Annotated in this window: 19 protein-coding genes and 1 tRNA gene; 17 read left to right on the top strand and 3 right to left on the bottom strand. The window is 64.0% G+C overall.

What is annotated here, in order from left to right:
• Nucleotides 1–178 precede the first annotated feature (178 nt).
• Both phaR and rimO read left to right on the top strand, forming a co-directional pair.
• Nucleotides 179–715: a polyhydroxyalkanoate synthesis repressor PhaR gene (phaR, locus tag B7X65_RS01710; RefSeq protein WP_293592447.1), complete on the top strand. Its 537-nt coding sequence runs from the start codon at nucleotides 179–181 to the stop codon at nucleotides 713–715.
• 63 nt (nucleotides 716–778) lie between these two features.
• Nucleotides 779–2,188 (top strand): 30S ribosomal protein S12 methylthiotransferase RimO, encoded by a 1,410-nt coding sequence (gene rimO / locus B7X65_RS01705; protein WP_293592257.1) that lies wholly within the window; start codon nucleotides 779–781, stop codon nucleotides 2,186–2,188.
• A 112-nt stretch (nucleotides 2,189–2,300) separates the two neighbouring features.
• On the opposite strand, the gene B7X65_RS01700 is transcribed toward rimO, so the two are convergent.
• A tRNA-Leu gene (locus B7X65_RS01700) sits at nucleotides 2,301–2,385 on the bottom strand.
• Nucleotides 2,386–2,660: 275 nt separating this feature from the next.
• On the opposite strand from B7X65_RS01700, the gene rnr reads away from it, so the two are divergent.
• Complete coding sequence (gene rnr / locus B7X65_RS01695) at nucleotides 2,661–4,961, top strand: ribonuclease R (protein ID WP_293592446.1); 2,301 nt, start codon at nucleotides 2,661–2,663, stop codon at nucleotides 4,959–4,961.
• A gap of 51 nt (nucleotides 4,962–5,012) precedes the next feature.
• Nucleotides 5,013–5,561 (top strand): YggT family protein, encoded by a 549-nt coding sequence (locus tag B7X65_RS01690; protein ID WP_293592256.1) that lies wholly within the window; start codon nucleotides 5,013–5,015, stop codon nucleotides 5,559–5,561.
• Here the strand turns inward: B7X65_RS01690 and B7X65_RS01685 are convergent.
• Nucleotides 5,532–7,079, bottom strand: coding sequence for an NAD(P)H-hydrate dehydratase (locus B7X65_RS01685; protein WP_293592255.1), 1,548 nt, complete (start codon nucleotides 7,077–7,079; stop codon nucleotides 5,532–5,534). The genes B7X65_RS01690 and B7X65_RS01685 overlap by 30 nt on opposite strands.
• 18 nt (nucleotides 7,080–7,097) lie before the next feature.
• A complete protein-coding gene (locus B7X65_RS01680; RefSeq protein ID WP_293592254.1) occupies nucleotides 7,098–8,369 on the bottom strand; it encodes a D-amino acid dehydrogenase in 1,272 nt (423 codons plus the stop codon).
• Nucleotides 8,370–8,728: 359 nt separating this feature from the next.
• On the opposite strand from B7X65_RS01680, the gene rpsB reads away from it, so the two are divergent.
• From rpsB to lpxA, 13 genes are all read left to right on the top strand, one after another.
• Entirely contained in the window at nucleotides 8,729–9,481 is a 753-nt protein-coding gene (rpsB, locus tag B7X65_RS01675; RefSeq protein ID WP_293592253.1) for a 30S ribosomal protein S2, read from the top strand.
• Nucleotides 9,482–9,597: 116 nt separating this feature from the next.
• Nucleotides 9,598–10,512, top strand: coding sequence for a translation elongation factor Ts (gene tsf / locus B7X65_RS01670; protein WP_293592252.1), 915 nt, complete (start codon nucleotides 9,598–9,600; stop codon nucleotides 10,510–10,512).
• A 63-nt stretch (nucleotides 10,513–10,575) separates the two neighbouring features.
• Nucleotides 10,576–11,286, top strand: a complete 711-nt coding sequence (gene pyrH, locus B7X65_RS01665) for a UMP kinase (RefSeq protein ID WP_293592251.1) — start codon at nucleotides 10,576–10,578, stop codon at nucleotides 11,284–11,286.
• Between the two features lie 59 nt (nucleotides 11,287–11,345).
• Complete coding sequence (gene frr / locus B7X65_RS01660) at nucleotides 11,346–11,906, top strand: ribosome recycling factor (protein WP_293592250.1); 561 nt, start codon at nucleotides 11,346–11,348, stop codon at nucleotides 11,904–11,906.
• A 151-nt stretch (nucleotides 11,907–12,057) separates the two neighbouring features.
• Nucleotides 12,058–12,801, top strand: a complete 744-nt coding sequence (uppS, locus tag B7X65_RS01655; protein ID WP_293592249.1) for a polyprenyl diphosphate synthase — start codon at nucleotides 12,058–12,060, stop codon at nucleotides 12,799–12,801.
• The gene (locus B7X65_RS01650; RefSeq protein ID WP_293592248.1) at nucleotides 12,801–13,637 is read left to right on the top strand and encodes a CDP-archaeol synthase; all 837 of its coding nucleotides are present in this window, start codon (nucleotides 12,801–12,803) and stop codon (nucleotides 13,635–13,637) included. Before uppS ends, B7X65_RS01650 begins: the two co-directional genes overlap by 1 nt.
• Nucleotides 13,638–13,647: 10 nt before the next feature.
• A complete protein-coding gene (ispC, locus tag B7X65_RS01645) occupies nucleotides 13,648–14,835 on the top strand; it encodes a 1-deoxy-D-xylulose-5-phosphate reductoisomerase (protein WP_293592247.1) in 1,188 nt (395 codons plus the stop codon).
• A gap of 13 nt (nucleotides 14,836–14,848) precedes the next feature.
• Nucleotides 14,849–16,363 carry an RIP metalloprotease RseP gene (rseP, locus tag B7X65_RS01640; protein WP_293592246.1) on the top strand — a complete coding sequence of 505 codons (1,515 nt, stop codon included), beginning with the start codon at nucleotides 14,849–14,851 and terminating at the stop codon, nucleotides 16,361–16,363.
• Between the two features lie 12 nt (nucleotides 16,364–16,375).
• The gene (gene bamA / locus B7X65_RS01635; RefSeq protein ID WP_293592245.1) at nucleotides 16,376–18,682 is read left to right on the top strand and encodes an outer membrane protein assembly factor BamA; all 2,307 of its coding nucleotides are present in this window, start codon (nucleotides 16,376–16,378) and stop codon (nucleotides 18,680–18,682) included.
• Entirely contained in the window at nucleotides 18,682–19,188 is a 507-nt protein-coding gene (locus B7X65_RS01630; protein WP_293592244.1) for an OmpH family outer membrane protein, read from the top strand. The genes bamA and B7X65_RS01630 overlap by 1 nt, the downstream gene beginning before the upstream one ends.
• A gap of 25 nt (nucleotides 19,189–19,213) precedes the next feature.
• Nucleotides 19,214–20,290 (top strand): UDP-3-O-(3-hydroxymyristoyl)glucosamine N-acyltransferase, encoded by a 1,077-nt coding sequence (lpxD, locus tag B7X65_RS01625; protein ID WP_293592243.1) that lies wholly within the window; start codon nucleotides 19,214–19,216, stop codon nucleotides 20,288–20,290.
• Complete coding sequence (fabZ, locus tag B7X65_RS01620; protein ID WP_096665436.1) at nucleotides 20,287–20,727, top strand: 3-hydroxyacyl-ACP dehydratase FabZ; 441 nt, start codon at nucleotides 20,287–20,289, stop codon at nucleotides 20,725–20,727. The genes lpxD and fabZ overlap by 4 nt, the downstream gene beginning before the upstream one ends.
• Nucleotides 20,728–20,754: 27 nt before the next feature.
• Entirely contained in the window at nucleotides 20,755–21,549 is a 795-nt protein-coding gene (gene lpxA / locus B7X65_RS01615) for an acyl-ACP--UDP-N-acetylglucosamine O-acyltransferase (protein ID WP_293592242.1), read from the top strand.
• Nucleotides 21,550–21,594: the final 45 nt, after the last annotated feature.

Genomic DNA, 21,594 nt, shown 5'->3' with positions numbered 1-21,594 from the left:
ACAGGGTAAACCAAGGGGATTGCAGGTAGGCATACTTCCTAGAATGTGATGACCCTGTGCATTGGTACAGGCCGTCATTCACAGAGGAGTTCGCACAGTGCCCAAGAGCAAGCCCACCAGTCAGTCCAGGAGCCAGTCAGCCGACTCGCCCCCCCCCGTCGGTAGCACGCCGGGAAAAATGCCGGGCACCAAGGGCGGTAACGGCAAGGCGGCGTCGCCGCGTGTCATCAAGAAATACCCGAATCGCCGTCTTTACGACACCGATACCTCGGCCTACATCACGCTGGCCGAAGTCAAGAACCTCGTCATGGACAGCACCGATTTCGTGGTGCGCGACGCCAAGACCAACGAGGACCTGACACGCAGCATCCTGCTGCAGATCATCCTGGAAGAAGAAGCCGGCGGCGCGCCCATGTTTACCGAGGCGGTGCTGGCCAACATCATCCGGTTCTACGGCAATGCGATGCAGAGCTTCATGGGTTCCTACCTCGAGAAAAACGTCCAGTCCTTCATGGACCTGCAGCTCAAGATGTCCGAGCAGTCCAAGGGCCTGACGCCGGAAGCCTGGGCGCAGTTTGTCAATGCCCAGTCGCCGGCCATGCAGGGCATGATGGGCAGCTATGTCGAGCAGTCGAAAACCGTGTTCACGCAAATGCAGGAGCAGATGCAAAAACAAAGCGAGCAGATGCTGGCCGCCCTGGGCCTGAAGCGCTGACCGCGTCCAGGCCATTTCGGGCGCACGCTGCCGCAGCGGGCCGGCTCTGAGACAATAGAGGGCATGAGCCAAGCCCTTGCGACCCCACCATCCCCCACCTTGAACACGGCGCCCCGCGTCGGTTTTGTCAGCCTCGGCTGCCCCAAGGCCCTGACCGACTCTGAACTGATCCTGACGCAACTCAGTGCCGAGGGTTACCAGACCTCCAAAACCTTTGAAGGTGCCGACCTGGTGATCGTCAACACCTGCGGGTTTATCGACGACGCTGTCCGGGAAAGCCTGGACACCATCGGCGAGGCGCTGGCCGAAAACGGCCGGGTCATCGTGACCGGCTGCCTGGGCGCCAAGGCGGGCGAGGGCGGCGGCAACCTGGTGCGCCAGATGCACCCGAGTGTGCTGGCCGTGACCGGCCCGCACGCAACGCAGGAAGTGATGGACGCGGTGCACCTGAACCTGCCCAAGCCGCACGACCCGTTTGTGGACCTGGTTCCCAACGCCTTTGGCATCGCCGGCATCAAGCTCACACCGCGGCACTATGCCTACCTGAAGATCAGTGAAGGCTGCAACCACCGCTGCACCTTCTGCATCATCCCGTCGATGCGGGGCGACCTGGTGTCGCGGCCGATCGGCGATGTGCTGGGCGAGGCGCGGGCGCTGTTTGAAGGTGGCGTCCGGGAGCTGCTCGTCATCAGCCAGGACACCTCGGCCTACGGCGTGGATGTGAAGTACCGCACCGGCTTCTGGGACGGCAAACCGGTCAAGACCCGCATGCTGGAGCTGGTGCAGGCGCTCGGCGATATTGCCGAGCCCTACGGCGCCTGGGTGCGCTTGCATTACGTCTACCCGTACCCAAGTGTGGATGAGATCCTGCCGCTGATGGCCACCGGCAAGGTATTGCCTTATCTCGACGTGCCCCTGCAGCACAGCCACCCCGATGTGCTCAAGCGCATGAAGCGCCCGGCCAGCGGCGAGAAAAATCTGGAGCGGATTTCGCGCTGGCGCGAGATCTGTCCCGAGATCGTGATTCGCAGCACCTTCATTGCCGGTTTCCCCGGTGAAACTGAAGCCGAGTTCGAGCACCTGCTGGACTTCATGCGCGAAGCGCAGATTGACCGCGCGGGCTGCTTTGCCTACAGCGCGGTGGAAGGCGCCACCGCCAACGATATTCCGGGCATGCTGCCCCTCGAGGTTCGCGAAGAGCGCCGTGCACGTTTCATGGCGGTGGCCGAAGCGGTCTCGGCTGCGAAGCTGCAGCAACGGGTGGGGGCCACCATGCAGGTGCTGGTGGATTCGGCCCCCGGCATGGGTAAAAAGGGCGGCGTGGGCCGCAGTTATGCCGACGCGCCGGAGATCGACGGTGTCGTGAAATTGCTGCCGCCAGAAAAAATCAGCAAGACGCTCAAGGTCGGGGAATTCACCAAGGCCCGGATTGTCGGCACACAGGGCCACGATCTGGTGGCGGTGCCGGTCTGAGGACGTCCCGGATGGGGCTGGCACAAGTGCTGAAAAAGCGCCTGGAAAGCAAAAAGGCCACTGGGTTGGCAGTGGCCTTTTTTGTACCAGCTTTCGCTGGATTTGATGTATCTGGTGCCCGGGAGAGAACTCGAATCTCCACATCTTGCGATACACGGACCTGAACCGTGCGCGTCTACCAATTCCGCCACCCGGGCACAGCCAGCAGTGTACCATTACAGAATCGGTTTTCCGGTCCGGATTCCAAAAAATTTCAATCGAGGTGCGGGCCATGAGGTGCATCACATGCCAACCTCGCAACTTCACGCCACGGTCCGGCAAACCGCCGGCTTTTGACATGCAGAAAAATACAGACAAGACGGATTTCCCGCCGGCAGCAAGCCGGCACCGGAATTCTTTCCCCCATTAATAATCTCAAGAAGAGAGACCCCTTATCAAAACAACTACACACAGCAACGGCCCAGGCGCCGGACTGCTTGCCGAATTTGAAGGCACTGTTTCAGGCCACCGCGATGGCCATGGTTTCGTGCTGCGCGATGACGGCGAAGCCGACATCTACCTGCCGCCCAACGAAATGCGTGCCGTGCTGCACAAGGACCGCGTCAAGGCGCGCATCGTGCGGCATGACCGCAAGAACCGGCCCGAAGGTCGTGTCACGGAAATCATCGAACGCTCACCCAACCCCATCATTGGCCGCCTGCTGCAGGAAAGCGGTGTCTGGCTGGTGGCGCCCGAGGACAAGCGTTACGGCCAGGATGTGCTGATCCCCAAGGGCGCGATCGGCACGGCCAAGCCCGGACAGATCGTGGTGGTCCAGCTGACCGAGCCGCCGGCGCTGTTTGGCCAGCCGGTCGGCCGCGTCAAGGAAGTGCTCGGGGAAATCGACGACCCGGGCATGGAAATTGAAATTGCGGTGCGCAAATACGGCGTGCCGCATGAGTTCAGCGATGCCGCGCTGGCCCTGGCGCGCACCCTGCCCGACGCCGTGCGCCCCGCCGACAAAAAAGGCCGCGTGGACCTGACCGACATTCCGCTGGTGACCATCGACGGTGAAGACGCCCGTGACTTTGACGATGCGGTTTATTGCGAGCCGGCCAAGGTCGGCCGCGGCAAGGGCTGGCGTCTGCTGGTGGCGATTGCCGACGTGAGCCACTATGTGGAAACCGGCAGTGCGATCGATATCGACGCCTATGACCGTGCGACCAGCGTTTATTTTCCGCGCCGCGTGATTCCCATGCTGCCCGAGAAGCTCTCCAACGGCCTGTGTTCGCTGAACCCGAACGTCGAGCGCCTGTGCATGGTCTGCGACATGCTGGTCAACGCCAAGGGCGAAGTCCACGCCTACCAGTTTTACCCGGCGGTGATGTTCAGCCACGCGCGTTTCACCTATACCGAAGTCGCCGCCATCCTGGCCAACACGCGCGGCCCGGAAGCGGCCCAGCGCAAGGCGCTGGTGCCGCACCTGCTGGACCTGCATGACGTCTACCAGGCGCTGCTCAAGGAGCGTGGCGTTCGAGGCGCGGTGGACTTTGAGACCACTGAGACCCAGATCGTCTGCGACGAGGCCGGACGCATCGAGAAAATCGTGCCGCGCACCCGCAATGTCGCCCACCGCGTGATTGAAGAGGCCATGCTGGCGGCCAACGTCTGTTCTGCCGATTTCATTTCCGGAAGCAAACACGAAGGGCTGTTCCGCGTGCACGAGGGCCCGACGCCCGAGAAGAAGGACATCCTGCGTACCTACCTGAAGGCCCTGGGCATTGGCATGACGATCACGGAAAACCCCGCGCCGGGCGAGTTCCAGCAGATCGCCATGGCCACCAAGGACCGGCCTGATGCGATGCAGATCCATTCCATGCTGCTGCGCTCCATGCAGCAGGCGATCTACACCCCCATGAACGCCGGCCACTTCGGCCTGGCCTACGAGGCCTACACGCACTTCACCAGCCCGATCCGCCGCTACCCGGACCTGCTGGTGCACCGCGTCATCAAGGCCGTGCTGACCAAGTCCAGGTACCAGCTGCCGGTGCTGCCCACTCCTGGCGAGGCCGAGGCCAAGCTGTCGAAACGGCTGGCCTCGCGCGTCACCGAGCCGGACCAGAAACCGAAAAAACCGACCGCCGACCAGCTCGCCTGGCAGGCGGCCGGCCTGCATTGCAGCGCCAACGAACGCCGTGCCGACGAGGCCAGCCGCGACGTGGAAGCCTGGCTCAAGTGCAAATACATGCGCGAGCATCTGGGCGAGGAGTTCGGCGGCGTCGTCACGGCGGCCACCAGCTTTGGCATTTTCGTCACGCTCGATGCCATGTATGTCGAGGGCCTGGTGCACATCACCGAACTGGGCGGCGAGTATTTTCGCTTTGACGAGGCGCGTCAGGAGCTGCGCGGCGAACGCACCGGCATCCGCTACGCCATCGGCACCCGGGTGCGCGTCCAGGTCAGCCGGGTCGATCTCGACGGCCGCAAGATCGACTTCCGCCTGGTGCGCGAGGGGGAGGAACTGATCGCCCGCGCCATGAAGGACAAGGCCGGCGGCCGCACCCCCGACCTGCCCGAACAGGAGCGCGCATTGCCGCGCAAGGCCAGTGAGCAGCGCGGTGGCAAGCGCGACGACAAGCGCGCGGGCAAGGGTACCGAACAGCGCGCCGGCGCGCGCGAGGGCAGTGCGGCGGGCAGCCGGACGGCCAAGTCGCCGATCCAGGCGCTCAAGGCGGCAGTCAAGAAATCTGCTTCCAGCGCCGGGCGCAAGCAGAGCAAGAAACCCCGGCGGTAAACACATGAACACCCCTGATTCCTTGCCCGCCATGCCCGGGAACCAACAACCATGCTGATCCGCATCCTGTCCTTTCTGGTGGAAAGCCTTTTCTTCGTGCTGATAGGCGCGGCGTTGATGCGTGCCTGGATGAACCGCCTGCGCATCAACATGAGCGCGCAGCCCGGCACCTTTGTGATGGCCGTGACAGACTGGCTGGTCAAGCCCCTGCGGCGCGTGTTGCCCAAGGCGATTGCGCAGTCGCGTGTGGACTGGGCCAGTCTGCTGGCCGCCTTCCTGCTGGCACTGGTGTATGCGCTGGTGTGGGCGGCCCTGTTCGGCGCCTTGCTGAACCTGACCGCGGCCATGTTGCCGGCTTTGTTGTTGATGAGTCTGAAGATGCTGCTGCGTGTCGCGCTGCAGCTGGCCTTCATGGTGGTGCTGGTTTACGCCATCATTTCCTGGCTGCAGCCAGGCTCGCCCATGTACGGCCTGCTGGGCCGGCTGGCCGAGCCGCTGCTGGCGCCACTGCGGCGCATCATCCCGGCGATCGGCGGGGTCGACCTGTCGGCGCTGGTGCTGCTCCTGCTGCTACAGATCGGCCTGATGGTTCTCGGCTAAGGCGGAGGCGGTCAGCGTCTGCCCCGGATGGCAGGCTGGCCAGTCATCGGCCAGCTGGCCATGCTGGAAAACGGCGCTGCAGGCGGCGTCAAAGGCCGTCTGTCCGCCGGCCAGCCGGGCACCCACCATGCCCGCCAGCACATCGCCGGTACCTGCCGTGGCCAGGCGCGCGTTGCCGGTGGGGTTGATGGCGCTGATCTGGTCCGGCGCGGCAATCACCGTGCCCGAGCCCTTGAGTACCACCACACAGCCGAATTGTTCCGCCAGCTGCCGCGCCGCCTGCAGGCGGTCGGCCTGCACCGCGGCCGCGCTGCTGCCGAGCAGGCGCGCGGCCTCCAGCGGATGCGGCGTCAGGACTGTGCGGTAAGCGCGGCCCTGGCGGGCCCGCAGCAGGGTTTGCAGCTGGGTGTCGGCGGCGATGGCATTGAGCGCATCGGCGTCCAGCACGGCCGCCTGTGCGCCCGACAGGACGCGCGGCAGCACGCCGGCCACGGCGTCGCCGCCGCCACATCCGCAGACCAGCACCTGGGCCTTGAGGTCCAGCGCCTCGGGGCTGCGGAACATCAGCTCGGGCTGCTGCGGGTCCACCGTGAGGCCGGCGCCGCCAAGCAGGGCCACAAACACCCGGCCGGCGCCCGCATGCAGGGCAGCACGCCCGGCCAGCAGCGCGGCGCCGCTCATGTGGGTGGCGGCTTTCGGGCTGGATTGCCCGCCGAGGATGGCGACATCACCAAAACTGCCTTTGTGGCTGGCGTGCGTTGCTTGCGCCCGGCTGTGCGACGCGGCACGGTCCCGGCCCAGCAGCCAGGCGTCAGGCGCCAGCGCCGATGCGGGAGTGACGCCGAGGTCGTCCCACCAGACCTGTCCGGCCAGGTCGCGGCCGAAGGCCGTGAACAAGCCCGGCTTCAGCGTCAAAAGACTCAAGGTAAATCGGGCGCCAGCCCTTGTTGGTAAAGCGCAGGTAGCTATCGATTCAGGAGCAAGCAAAGCGCCCGTGTCGGCGTCCAGCCCGCTCGGGATATCGATCGCCAGGACCGGCTGCGGGCTGGACCGCAGCAGCGCCAGCCACTGGCCGAGCAGATCGCTCTGGTCCATGGCAGCCGCAGCGCGGGGTGCCGCCCCTATGCCCAGCAGGGCGTCGATGGCGAAGTCAAAGCCGGCCGGCGGCACTTGGGCAAAGGGCACGCCGGCCGCACGGACGCGTACCAGCGAGGCCAGCGCATCGGCGGGCACCCTGGCTTCGTTGTGTGCGCCCAGCCAGGTCACCACCACGGTTTTGCCCCACTGGTGCAGGTGCATGGCCGCCTCCAGGCCGTCGCCGCCGTTGTTGCCCGGCCCGCAGGCGATCCAGAGGCGCTGCGCGTGTGGCGCCAGCGCCAGGGCCAGGCGCGCGGTGGCCAGCCCCGCGCGCTGCATCAGGGTATGGGGGGGCAGCTGGGCTGCCGCCTGCCGCTCCAGCAGGCGCGTGGCGGCCACCCCGTGGAGCGGCAGGCTGAGGGCAGGGGAGACGGCTAACATGGGCCGATTGTGCCGCCTTCAGGCGGCCGGGGATATGAGCCGGCTCAGGTCCAGCCCTTCGAGGTCGATCTCCGGCGTCTGTCCGGCGACCAGGTCGGCAACGGCCCGTGCGCTGCCGCAGCTCAGCGCCCAGCCGCTGGAACCGTGGCCGAGGTTGAGCCACAGGCCGGGCAGGCCGCTGGCACCGAGGATGGGCGGGCCGTCCGGCAGCATGGGCCGCACGCCTTTCCATTCCTGCACATGGGCGGTGGTGTTCGAGGTGTGGGCGGCGCCCGGGAACCAGTCCTGCAGCACCTTGTACAGCGTCTGGATGGCCGCGGCGCTTTTTTTGTCGGGCCGGCCGCCAATTTCGGCGCTGCCGGCCACGCGCACGCGGTTGCCCAGGCGCGAGATCGCGACCTTGTAACGTTCGTCCATCAGGGCGCTGCGCGGTGCGTTCAGCGGCTCGCGAATTGGTGCGCTCAGGGAGTAGCCATACACCGCCGCCAGCGGAACCCGGATGCCCAGCGGCCGCAGCAGCGAGGCCGAGTCCAGGCCGGCGCACAGCACCACCGCGTCAAAGTTTCGCGGCGTCGTTTCGCCTGCTATCAAAAAAGTAGCTGGCTGCGCCCGGTCCATTTGGGCCACAGTCGTATTGAACTCAAAAGTCACGCCCAGGCGCTGGGCCTCGGCCTTGAGCAGCAGGGCGAACTGGCGGCAGTTGGCCACTTCGTCGTCGGGCAGGTGAATGGCGCCCAGCAAAGGCGTGTCCGGATTCAGCGCCGGCTCGATCCGGCGCGCCTCGTCGGAGCCGATCTGCCGGAAGCTGACCCCTGCATCACGCAGCACCTGCAGGCCGGGTTCGACCATCTGGCCGTCCTGTTCGGCGCGCAGCAGCACCATGTAGCCGGGACTGCGGTCGTACTCGAGCTGGTGCTCGGCGGTGATCTGGTGCAGGCGCGCGCGGCTGTAAAAAGCCAGGCGCTGCAGGCGGGCCCGGTTGGCCAGGTAGGTTTCCAGCCGGCAGGCGCGCCACCATCGCCACATCCAGGTCAGCTCGCGGCCGGACAGCGGCAGGCTGAGCCTGACCGGTGCGTGGCGACCCAGCAGGTGGCCCAGCACCTTTCCCGGCATGCCGGGCGCTGCCCAGGGCGTCACGTAGCCGGGGGCCACCACGCCGGCATTGGCGAAACTGCTTTCTTCGGCAGCCGCGCCGCGGCGCTCGAAAACGGTGACCTCGTGGCCGTCCCGGGCGAGCTCCCAGGCGGTGGTGATGCCGATGATGCCGGCGCCGATCACGGCGACCCTCATGGTGCCGTCCCTGCAGAGCGGAGACAGGGGCTTGAGCGGAAAGTCGGTGGGTTCATGTTGATGGGTTCAATCGGACGGAAGCCGGCGCGGGGAAGGCGCGTGCTGCTATTGTTTTTGAAGTGCCGCCGGGGCCGGTCACCCTGGCCGGCGCGCGGCCGGCAACAGCGGAGGGGACGTGGCAGGACTTGGGCGGGTACGTTGGCACAGGCAGGGATGTTATACTCAGCAGGCTGTACGAAAGGCAATTTTGCCGTCGTGCAGCAAATCGCAAATCAGCCATTCAAGGTGTTGCCCGGGAGCTCTTAACCATGCTTTCAGGTGATAAGCGCTGATTTTAGACACAACCTTTGGAGTTACTTATGTCAATTAGCATGCGTGAAATGCTGGAAGCCGGCGTCCATTTCGGTCACCAAACCCGCTTCTGGAACCCCAAGATGGCCCCGTACATCTTCGGCCACCGCAACCGTATCCACATCATCAACCTCGAAAAATCGCTGCCGATGTTCGAGGACGCGATGAAGTTCGCCAAGCAGCTGTCCGCCAACCGCGGCACCATCCTGATGGTGGGCACCAAGCGCCAGGCCCGCGAACTGGTTTCCGCCGAAGCCAAACGCGCCGGCGTGCCTTTTGTCGACCAGCGCTGGCTGGGCGGCATGCTGACCAACTTCAAGACGGTCAAGACCTCGATCAAGCGCCTCAAGGAAATGAAGGCCCAGCAGGAAGTCGGTCTCGACACCCTGAGCAAGAAAGAGCAGCTCACGTTCAAGCGTGAAATGGAAAAACTGGAAAAAGACATCGGCGGCATCCAGGACATGAATGCCCTCCCCGACGCGATCTTCGTGATCGACGTGGGTTTCCACAAGATTGCCATCCTCGAAGCCAAGAAGCTGGGCATTCCGCTGATCGGCGTGGTTGACTCCAACCACTCGCCCATCGGCATCGATTACGTGATCCCCGGCAACGACGACTCGTCCAAGGCCGTGGCGCTGTATGCCCGCGGCATCGCCGACGCGATCATCGAAGGCCGCGCTGCCGCCGGCAATGAAGTCGTCAAGATGGTCTCGGCCGAAAGCAGCGACGAATTCGTCGAAGTGGAAAACGCCGCAGCCTGATCGTCGCGGCCCTGCGCCTGACGCGAAAAAGGGGCTCGCGTAGCCCCTTTTTCACAGCCTTGTCCAAAGGCACCCCCATTTAATTTGAAGTCAACACGACACACGGAGAACTGAAGATGGCAATCACAGCAAGCATGGTCGCAGAGTTGCGCGCAAAAACCGACGCACCGATGATGGAGTGCAAAAAGGCACTGACCGAGGCCGATGGCAACTTCGAAAAAGCCGAAGAAATCCTGCGCGTCAAGCTCGGCAACAAGGCCGGCAAGGCCGCTTCCCGCATTACCGCTGAAGGCGTGATTGCCTTCCACAGCGAAGGTGCCGTGGGCGCGCTGGTCGAGATCAACTGCGAAACCGACTTCGTCACCAAGAACGACAGCTTCCTGGCTTTCACCGACGCGGTGGTCAAGGGCATCGTGAAGAACAACCCGGCCGACGTGGCCGCGATCGGCGCCATGCCTTTGAGCCTGGACGGTTTCGGCCCGACGGTGGAAGACGTGCGCAAGGGCCTGATCGGCAAGATCGGCGAAAACATGAGCGTGCGCCGCTTCAAGCGTTTTGAAGGCGGCAAGCTGGCCTCCTACCTGCACGGCACGCGTATCGGCGTGGTCGTCGAGTACGAAGGCGACGAAGTGCCCGCCAAGGACGTCGCCATGCACGTTGCCGCGATGAAGCCGGTGTCGCTGTCGAGCGACCAGGTGCCTGCCGAGCTCGTCGCGCGCGAGCGTTCGGTCGCTGCGGCCAAGGCTGCCGAGGATGCCGCTGTGGCCACCGCTGCCGGCAAGCCTGTGCAATCCCCTGAAATTGTTGCCAAACGTATTGACGGCGGCGTGCAGAAATACCTCAAGGAAGTGTCCCTGTTCAACCAGCCTTTCGTGAAAAACGACAAGCAGACGGTCGAGCAGATGCTCAAGGAAAAAGGCACGACCGTGAAGGCGTTCACGCTGTATGTTGTCGGTGAAGGCATCGAGAAGAAGGTCGACGATTTTGCGGCTGAAGTGGCCGCCCAGGTGGCTGCTGCCAAAGCGGCCTGATTGCACCCGCTGACCCGAAAGGCCGCTAAACTTACGCCCATAAAAACGACAGGAACTCCCCTCATGCCAGCCTACAAGCGAATCTTGTTGAAACTTTCAGGTGAAGCCTTGATGGGAGACGATGCCTTCGGCATCAACCGTGCGACGATTGTGCGCATGGTCGAGGAGATTGCCGAAGTCACCCGCATGGGCGTGGAAGTGGCTGTCGTGATCGGCGGCGGCAATATTTTCCGCGGCGTTGCCGGCGGCTCGGTCGGCATGGACCGTGCCACCGCCGACTACATGGGCATGCTGGCCACCGTGATGAACGCGCTGGCACTCGGCGACACCATGGACAAGGCAGGCCTGACGCCGCGTGTCATGTCGGCCATCGGTATCGAGCGCGTTGTCGAGCCCTATGTGCGTCCCAAGGCCCTGCAATACCTCGAAGAGGGCAAGGTCGTCATCTTCGCGGCGGGCACCGGCAATCCTTTCTTCACGACCGACACCGCGGCCGCCCTGCGCGGCGCGGAAATCGGGGCCGAGATTGTGCTCAAGGCCACCAAGGTGGACGGCGTGTACAGCGCGGACCCGAAGAAAGACCCGACGGCCACGCGTTACACCAACATCACCTTCGACGAGGCCATGGGCAAAAACCTCGAAGTCATGGACGCCACCGCCTTTGCGCTGTGCCGCGACCAGAAACTGCCGATCAAGATTTTCAGCATCTTCAAGCACGGCGCGCTCAAGCGCGTGGTGCAGGGCGAAGACGAAGGAACGCTGGTCCACGTCTGACGCCTGCCGGTGTGCATGCCATCCCTTTGCAGAACAAGAATCCTCCGGAGATTTCAATCATGAGCATTCCCGATATCAAGAGCCAGGCCGAGCAGAAAATGCAGCAGTCGCTGGAGTCCTTCAAGCATGCCTTGACCAAGATCCGTACCGGCCGTGCCAACCCCGGACTGCTGGACACGGTGCATGTGGACTACTACGGCGCCATGGTGCCGATCAGCCAGGTCGCCAATGTGGCGCTGCTCGATGCGCGCACCATCAGTGTTGCGCCCTGGGAAAAAGGCATGGGCGCCAAGATTGAAAAAGCCATCCGTGACTCCGACCTCGGACTCAACCCCGCTTCCCAGGGCGACCTGATTCGCGTGCCCATGCCGGCCATGACCGAAGAGCGGCGCAAGGAGCTGACCAAGGTGGTCCGCGCCGAAGGTGAACACGCCAAGGTCGCCATCCGCAATCTGCGCCGTGATGCGAACGACGGTGTCAAGAAACTCGTCAAGGACAAGCTGGCGTCGGAAGACGACGAGCGCCGCGCCCACGACGAAGTGCAGAAGTTCACCGACCGTTTCATTGCCGAAGTCGACAAGCTGGTCGCAGGCAAGGAACAAGACATCATGGCGGTCTAGATTGCCCCCACGTTCGCTCGCTTTGCGTAGCTCTCTGCCCCCCGAGGGGGCCGCTGCGCCTGCGGCCCGGCGAAGCCGGTTCCGCGGCCCCTGCTTGAAAAAGTCAATTGCCCCCGTGCACGTGCACTGTGCGTAGTAACTGACTGCCGACATGGCTCAAACAAGCTCCACCGCCGTTCCGCACCATGTCGCCATCGTGATGGACGGCAACGGCCGCTGGGCCACGCGGCGTTTCCTGCCGCGCATCGCCGGCCACAAGCAGGGGGTTGGCGCGCTGAACCGCTGCGTGCAGGCCTGCATGGCCCGCGGCATCGGTGTGCTGACCGTGTTTGCCTTTTCTTCCGAGAACTGGAACCGGCCGCCGGACGAAGTCTCCGGCCTCATGGAGCTGCTGGCGCTGTCGCTGGCCAGGGAAGTGCCCGCGCTCAAGGCCAACGGCGTGCAACTGCATTTTGTCGGCGACCGGCAGCGCCTGTCCGACAAGTTCAAGGCCGGGCTGGCTCAGGCCGAGCAGGCCACCGCAGACAACCAGCGGCTGATCCTCAATGTGTGTTTCAACTACGGTGGCCGCTGGGACATCGCCCAGGCGGCACGCAGGCTGGCAGCCGAGGGCCGGGAGATCACCGAAATGGCGCTGGACCGTGCGCTGGCGCTGGCCCATGTGCCGGACCCGGACCTCCTGATCCGCACCGGCGGCGAGTTGCGCATCAGCAACTTCCTGCTCTGGCAGGCGGCGTATTCCGAACTGCATTTTTCCGACAAGCTCTGGCCCGACTTCGACGAGGCGGCGCTCGACGAAGCGATCGCGGTCTATCGCAGCCGCGAGCGGCGTTTTGGCCAGACCTCCGCGCAAGTCGTTTCGCCAAACCCCAACCCCGACATGAAGGCTGCCTGATGCTCAAGCAACGCGTGATCACGGCGCTGGTGATGCTGGCCATTCTGCTACCTGCGCTTTTTTACCGCACCCCGGTGCCGTTTGCCGTGGTCGCCCTGGTGCTGATCGCCGCGGGTGCCTGGGAGTGGGCCCGCCTGAACGGATATGGCCAACTCAGCGCGCTGGTGGCCGGTTTTGCCTGCGTGGTGCTGTGTGGCATGTCCTGGGACCTGGGCTGGCTCGATGAACCGCAGCCCTTGCTGTGGCGGCTGGCCGGCGCGGGTTGGGTGCTGGCGGGTGCCTGGCTGCTGCGCGGTGGCGTGGCCGGCTGGTCGCGCATTCCGCGCACCGTGCGCCTGGTGGTCGGGGTGCTGGCGCTCTGGCTGGCCTGGCTGGCCGTGGCGCAGGCGCGTTTCATCGGCATCGAGTTCCTGCTGTCGGTACTTCTGCTGGTCTGGGTTGCCGACATCGGCGCCTATTTCGCCGGCAAGGCGCTGGGCGGGCGCTTCAGCAAGGGCAAGCTGGCCCCGTCGATCAGCCCCGGCAAAAGCTGGGAGGGTGTCTGGGGCGGCATGGCGGGGGTGCTGGTGCTGTGTATCACCTGGCTGCTGCTCGACGCCACCGGTGAGAGTCTGTATGCGCGCCTGGCTGCACAGCACGGCCTCGCCGTGACGCTGCTGGCCATGGTGTTCCTGGCGGCCCTCAGCGTGGTGGGTGATCTGGTCGAGTCCCTGATCAAGCGTAGCGCCGGCGCCAAGGATTCGAGTGGTTTGTTGCCGGGCCACGGCGGTGTGCTGGATCGGGTCGATGCACTGTTGCCGGTGCTGCCGCTGGCCATGATGCTGGTGACAGTCTGAACGCACGCCGATGACAATGCAGAAACAACGTGTCACGGTGCTGGGTTCAACCGGCTCGGTCGGGGTCAACACACTGGACGTGATTGCCGGCCATCCCGACCGCTTCGAGGTGTTTGCACTCAGTGCGGCCACGCAGACCGAGCTGATGCTGGCGCAGTGCCTGAGGTTCAAACCGTCCTACGCCGTCATGGCAAGCGCCCCGCACGCCCGCATCCTGGCTCAAAGTTTGAAGGAAAACGGGCTCTCAACCGAGGTCCTGCTTGCGCCGGATGCTCTTGAAATGATAGCGTCGGATGAGCGGGTGGACACCGTGATGGCGGCCATCGTGGGCGCAGCCGGGCTGGCGCCCTGCATGGCGGCCGCACGCGCCGGCAAGCGCCTGCTGCTGGCCAACAAGGAGGCGCTGGTGGTCGGCGGCGAGGTGTTCATGCAGGCCGTGCGCGAGGGTGGGGCGCAGTTGCTGCCCATCGACAGCGAACACTCGGCGATTTTTCAGTCCCTGCCGGAAGACCCGGCGGCCTGGATGGAGCGCATCGACAAGATCATCCTCACGGCCTCCGGCGGGCCGTTTCGCACCCGGGCGCCAGCCACGCTGCGCGATGTCACCCCCGACGAGGCCTGCGCCCACCCGAACTGGGTGATGGGCCGCAAGATTTCGGTGGACTCGGCCACCATGATGAACAAGGCGCTCGAAGTGATAGAGGCGCGTTATCTGTTCGGTCTGGCGCCGGCGCAGATCGAGGTGGTGATTCATCCGCAAAGCATCATCCATTCGATGGTTCAGTACCGCGACACCTCGGTGGTGGCGCAGCTCGGCACGCCCGACATGCGGGTGCCCATCGCCTACGGCCTGGCCTGGCCGGGGCGGATTTCCTCGGGTGCGCAGGCGCTCGATTTCCGGGCGCTGGCCACCATGACGTTCGCAGTTCCGGACAACGAACATTTCCCCGGCTTGCCGCTGGCCTGGGAGGTGCTCGATGCGCCTGTCGGCACCACGGCGGTGCTGAACGCCGCCAACGAGGTGGCAGTGGCCGCTTTCCTTGAAAAACGGATACGTTTTGACCAGATTCACGCCGTGAACCGTGGAACTCTGGACACCGTGAGCGCCTCTGAAATCCGGGGCATCGGGGATTTGCTGGCGCTGGATGTGCAGGCACGCGCCGCGGCGACCCGCATTGCCGGAAATCTGACGACTTGACAGGAGTTTTTCCATGTTGACCTTGGTCGCCTTTGTTGTTGCCCTGGGGATTCTGATCGCCGTCCACGAGTACGGGCACTACCGCGTGGCCGTGGCCTGCGGCATCAAGGTCCTGAAGTTCTCCGTCGGATTTGGCAAGCCGATCTACACCTGGCGGCTCAAAAACAGCCCCACCGAATTTTCCATTGGCATGTTGCCGCTGGGCGGCTACGTCAAGATGCTGGACGAGCGGGAAGGGCCGGTCGATCCGGCAGAACGCCATCTGGCCTTCAACACCCAACCTCTGCGCTCGCGTGCCGCCGTGGTGGCGGCTGGACCGGCGGCCAACCTGCTGCTGGCCATCGTGCTGTATGCGATCGTCAACTGGAGCGGCCTGCAGGAGCCCGAGCCCGTGCTGGCCAGCCCCGTGGCGGGGTCCATCGCAGAGCGCGCCGGCCTGCGCGGTGGCGAGCGGGTGCAGCAGGCGGCCTTTGACGGAGAGCCCCTGGAGGACACGCGTTCTTTCGAGGATCTGCGCTGGCTCTTGACCCAGGGTGCGCTCAACGGCCGCGACGTACGGCTGGCGATAGGCGGGCCCGACGCGGCTGCAGCCGCGTCGCGAGAACTGGTGTTGCCGCTGGGCCAGCTCCAGGCCGCCGACGCCGATGCGCAGCTGTTTCGCAAAATCGGCATTACCGGGCCCTGGACCCAGCCGGTGATCGGCGAGTTGATGGCCGGTGGTGCTGCCGAGAAATCGGGCCTTCGCAGCGGCGACCTGGTGCTGCGCATCGGCAGCCTGGCCATTGTCGACGGCCCGCAACTGCGTGAAACCATCCGGGCTTCCAGCGGCACCCAGACCTGGCGCATTGTGCGGGCCGGGCAGGCCATGGATTTGCCGGTCACGCCCGAGATCAGACAGGAGGCCGGCCGGTCGATTGCCCGCATTGGCGCCTATGTCGGCGCACCGCCCGCCATGGTCACGGTGCGCTACGGCCCGCTCGATGGCCTGTGGCAGGGCGCGGTCCGTACCTGGCAGGTCTCGGCGCTGACGCTGAAAATGATGGGCAAGATGGTCATCGGCGAGGCCTCCCTGAAAAACCTCAGTGGCCCGCTGACGATTGCCGACTACGCCGGCAAGTCGGCCAGCATAGGCTGGACGGCCTATCTGCTGTTTCTGGCACTGATCAGCGTCAGTCTGGGCGTGCTCAATTTACTGCCGCTGCCGGTTTTGGACGGGGGGCACCTGATGTATTATCTTTGGGAGGCGATTACCGGCAAAAGCGTGTCTGACGCGTGGATGGACCGGTTGCAGCGCGGTGGCGTTGCAATCCTGCGCGAGGCGCAAAATGCAGCCGGGCTGGAGCCCGGCAAGGCTTTGCAACGCTGCGCATGGCCTTTTTGGCCGCAACCCGGAGGGAACGGGGTGAAAACAACGCCACTCTGCGTTGCACTCCTAACCCAGACACCCGGTCTGGGTGTCGTCGCGCGCCTTGATTGGCGCTGTTTTCACCACGTTCGCACTCGCATAAATAGTGTGAACAGGCCCTAATCCATACTTTTCATGCAAAAACAAATCAAACGATTCAAGGTCCGCAGCGTTTCTGCAGTGGTGGCCAGCTTTCTCATCGCGCATGCAGCCTGGGCAGTGGATCCTTTCACCGTGCGTGATATCCGCGTGGAAGGCCTGCAGCGCGTCGAGCCGGGAACCATTTTTGCTTCGCTGCCTTTCCGTGTCGGCGAGACCTACAACGACGACAAGGGCGCCGGTGCGATCCGCGCGCTGTTCGGGCTGGGCCTGTTCAAGGACGTGCGGCTTGAAGTCAGCGGTGATGTGCTGGTCGTGATCGTCGAGGAGCGTCCGACCGTGGCTGACGTGGACTTCGTCGGGGCCAAGGAGTTTGACAAGGAAGTGCTCAAGAAGGCGCTGCGCGAAATCGGGCTCACCGATGGCCGGCCTTTCGACAAGGCGCTGGCAGACCGCGCCGAGCAGGAGCTCAAGCGGCAGTACATCAACCGCAGCCTTTACGGCGCCGAGGTGGTGACCACCGTCACGCCGATCGAGCGCAACCGGGTTAACGTGACCTTCAGCGTGACCGAAGGTGATGTCGCGAAAATCAAGGAAATCCGCATTGTCGGCAACAAGGTGTTCAGCGAGTCCACATTGCGCGGCCTGTTCGACCTCGACACCGGCGGCTGGCTGAGCTGGTACACCAAGTCGGACCGTTATTCGCGGGCCAAGCTCAATGCAGATATCGAAACCCTGCGCTCCTACTACCTGACGCGCGGCTACCTGGAGTTCAAGGTCGACTCCACCCAGGTCGCCATTTCCCCGAACAAGCAGGATATTTCGGTGACCATCAACGTCACCGAGGGTGAACGTTTCACGGTGTCCGGTGTCAAGCTCGAAGGCAATTTCCTTGAACGCGAGGACGAATTCAAGTCGCTGGTCACCATCAAGCCCGGCGAGCCCTACAACGCCGACCAGGTGGCGCAGACGGTCAAGGCCTTCGTCGAGTATTACGGCAGTTTCGGTTTTGCCTTTGCCAAGGTCGACGCCCAGCCCGAAATCGACCGGACCAACAACCGCGTGGCTTTTGTCCTGCAAGGTGAGCCCTCGCGCCGCGCCTATGTGCGACGCATCAACATCAGCGGCAACAACCGCACGCGCGATGAAGTGGTGCGCCGGGAGTTCCGGCAGTTCGAGGCCTCCTGGTACGACGGCGACAAGATCCGCCTGTCGCGTGACCGCGTGGACCGCCTCGGGTTTTTCACCGAAGTCAATATCGACACGCAGGAAGTGCCGGGCACACCCGACCAGGTGGACCTGAACCTGGCGGTGGTGGAAAAACCCACAGGCAACCTGCAGCTCGGCGCCGGCTTTTCCAGCGCCGACCGCTTGTCTCTGGTGTTCGGTTTCAAGCAGGAAAATGCCTTTGGCACCGGCAACTATCTGGGCCTGGAGGTCAACACCGGCAAGTACAACCGGCAGCTGGTGTTGAGCACCGTAGACCCTTATTTCACGAACGACGGCATTTCCCGGACCATCGACGTGTACACCCGCACTTCGCGGCCCTACAGCAGCCAGATCGGCGTGGTGAACACCGACTACGAACTCAAAACCACCGGCGCCAGCGTGCGTTTCGGTGTGCCGTTCAGTGAAGTCGATACGGTTTATTTCGGCGGCGGCCTGGAGCAGATCGATATTTCCGGAACCAACCTCCCGGCGGTCTACCAGACTTATGTCAATACCTTTGGCGCCAAGAGCAACTCCGTGCCCTTGACCATCGGCTGGTCGCGCGATGAGCGCGACAGCGCCATCGTCCCGACCAAGGGGCGTTTCCAGCGCGTCTACGGCGACTGGGGCGTTGCCGGTGATGCCCGCTTCCTGCGCACCAACTACCAGTTCCAGCAGTACATTCCGCTGAACAAGCAGTTCACCATTGCGCTGAACACCGAACTGGGCTGGGGCAAGGGCCTGAACGGACAACCTTTCCCGGTGTTCAAGAATTTCTATTCCGGCGGCCTGGGTTCGGTGCGCGGCTATGAACCGGGCACCCTCGGTCCCCGTGATAGCCAGGACAACTCCATTGGCGGTCCGAAAAAGATTACCCTGAATGCCGAAATCTTGGCGCCGTTCCCCGGCGCGGGCAACGACAGGACCCTGCGGCTCTTCGGCTTTGTCGACGCGGGCAATGTGTTTGGCGAGAACGAAAAATATGATCTCGGTGAGCTGCGCTCATCGGTGGGTTTCGGCGTGAGCTGGATTTCACCGCTCGGCCCCCTGCGCCTGGCGTTTGCCCATCCCATGAACAAGAAGCCGACGGATAAAATCCAGAGACTGCAATTCCAGATTGGTACATCCTTCTAATGAAATCTTTTTCATCCAAGTTCTTCCTCGCTGCCGTGATGGCGCTGGCCGCGTTTGCGGCAGGCGCGCAGGATTTCAAGATCGGCATCGTCAACATTGACCGCATCTTTCGCGAAGCCAACAGCGCCAAGGCGGCCCAGGCCAAGCTGGAGCAGGAATTCGGCAAGCGCGAGAAAGATCTTACCGACGTCGGGACACAGCTCAAGGCCATGGCCGACAAGTTCGACCGCGAGGCACCCACCCTGGCGGAGAGCCAGCGCGTGGCCCGCCAGAAGCAGCTCGTGGAACAGGACCGGGATTTCCAGCGCAAGCGCCGCGAATTCCAGGAAGACCTCAACGCGCGCAAAAACGAAGAGCTGCAGCAGGTCATCGAGCGCGCCAACAAGGTCGTCAAGACCGTTGCCGAGGCCGAGAAGTACGACCTCATCCTGCAGGAAGCGGTTTACGCCAACCCCAAGCATGACATCACCGACAAGGTGATCAGGGCGCTCAACGCCGCCAGATAAGCCCGCATTCAGGGACACGCCAGGTGTGACGCTCAGACTCGGGGACATTGTTGCAGCGCTGGCGGGCGAATTTGACGCCCGGCTGGTGGGAGACCCGGATGTCCTGGTCGAGCGGCTCGCCCCGCTCGAATCGGCCAGCGCGGCCGAGCTGACTTTTCTCAGCCACCCCAAATACCAGGGCAAGCTCGCCCGGTCCGCCGCCGCCTGTGTGGTGGTAGGGCCTGGCGCCGCGGCGGCGGCCATGCAGCGCGGCGCCTGCATCATCGTCGATGACCCGTATTTCTACTTTGCCCGCATCACCCAGCTCTGGAAGCGCGAGCATGCACCGTCCAGCGCATCCGGTGGGACTGCTCTCCACCCCAGCGCCTTCATCGACCCCCAGGCCCGTCTGGCAGCCGGTGTGGTGGTGGGCGCCTTTGCCTGCATTGGCGCCCGTGCGGTGCTGGACGCCGGTGTCCAGGTGGGCGCGCACAGCGTGATCGGCAACGATGCCCACATCGGTGCCGAAACGCGCCTGTCGGCCCGCGTGACGGTGGCAGACGGCTGCTCCCTCGGCGAGCGCTGCATTGTGCACCCGGGGGCCGTGATCGGCGCCGACGGTTTCGGTTTCGCGCCGCATGCCGGCCGCTGGGAAAAAATCGAACAGCTGGGCGCCGTGCGCATCGGCAACGACGTTGAGATAGGCGCCAATACCTGCATAGACCGCGGCGCGCTGCAGGACACCGTGATCGAAGACGGGGTCAAGCTGGACAACCTGGTGCAGATCGGCCACAACGTGCGTGTGGGCGCCCACACGGCCATGGCCGGCTGTGCCGGGGTGGCGGGCAGCGCCACCATCGGTGCGCATTGCACCGTGGGCGGTGGCGCGGTGGTGCTGGGCCATCTGAGCCTGGCCGACCATGTGCATATTTCCGCCGCTTCGGTGGTCACCCGTTCGATTCACAAGCCGGGGCATTACACCGGGCTGTTTCCCATCGACGACAATGCGCAGTGGGAAAAAAATGCGGCCACACTCAAGCAGCTTCACGCCTTGCGTGAACGCCTCAAGATGCTTGAGCAAACGACTGACAAAGCCTCTGGAAAAACCGAAGAAAAATCATGATGGACATTCACCAAATTCTCAAGCAGCTCCCGCACCGCTTCCCCTTCCTGCTGGTGGATCGTGTGCTGGAACTGGAAAAAGGCAAGCGCATCAAGGCGCTGAAGAACGTCACGATCAACGAGCCGTTTTTTACCGGGCACTTTCCGCACCGGCCGGTGATGCCGGGTGTGCTGATGCTCGAAGCCATGGCGCAGGCTGCTGCCCTGCTGGCGTTCGACATGCAGGGTGTGACCCCCGATGACAAGACCGTGTATTACTTTGCCGGCATCGACGGCGCGCGATTCAAGCGGCCGGTGGAGCCGGGCGACCAGCTGATCATGGAGGTCACGCTGGAGCGGCTCAAGGCCGGCGTGTTCAAGTTCAAGGGTGTGACCCGGGTGGACGACAACATGGTCTGCGAGGCCGAGCTGATGTGCACCATGCGCACTATCGCCTGATCTGTCCCGGCAAGAGAAGGTTTTTCCGTGACAGGCATCCATCCCACAGCACTGGTTGATCCCCAGGCCCAGCTCGACAGCAGCGTCAGCGTGGGGCCGTACACGGTGATCGGCCCGCACGTCAAGGTCGCGGCCGGCACGACGATAGGCGCGCATTGCGTCATCGAGGGCCACACGACGATAGGACGCGACAACCGCATTTTTCAGTTCAACTCGCTGGGGGCCATTCCGCAGGACAAGAAGTACGCGGGTGAGCCCTGCGAGCTGGTCATTGGCGAGCGCAACACCATTCGCGAGTTCTGCACCTTCAATATCGGCTCACCCGGCGACACCGGGGTGACGCGGGTTGGCGACGACAACTGGATCATGGCGTACGTGCATCTGGCGCACGACTGCGATGTCGGCAACCACACGATTTTTGCCAACAACTCCCAGCTGGCCGGCCATGTGCACGTCGGCGACTGGGTGATCCTCGGCGGCTTCACCGTCGTGCACCAGTTTGTCCGGCTTGGCGCGCACAGCATGACCGCCATGTGTTCGCTGTTGTTTGCCGATCTGCCGCCGTTCGTGATGTGCCAGGGCCAGCCCGCCGAGGCGCGTTCGATGAACTATGAGGGCCTGCGCCGGCGCGGCTACACGCCCGACCGCATTGCGGCCGTCAAGGCCATGCACAAGGCCCTGTACCGTGAGGACCTGACGCTGGAGCAGGCGAAGGCGCGCATTGCAGAACTGGCCGCCGGGCATCCCGAAGCGGCGCCTGATGTGCAGGCGATGTTGACCTTTCTGGCGGACAGCTCACCGCAACGCGGCATCGTCCGGTAAGCGACGATGTCCGATGCGCCAAGCCCTGTGCCAAGCCGTACAGAG

The sequence above is a fragment of the Polaromonas sp. 39-63-25 genome (assembly GCF_002278925.1).
Lineage (GTDB): Bacteria > Pseudomonadota > Gammaproteobacteria > Burkholderiales > Burkholderiaceae_C > Polaromonas.
The sequence above is the reverse complement of the archived record's forward strand: the minus strand, read 5'-3'. Positions and strand labels throughout refer to the sequence as shown.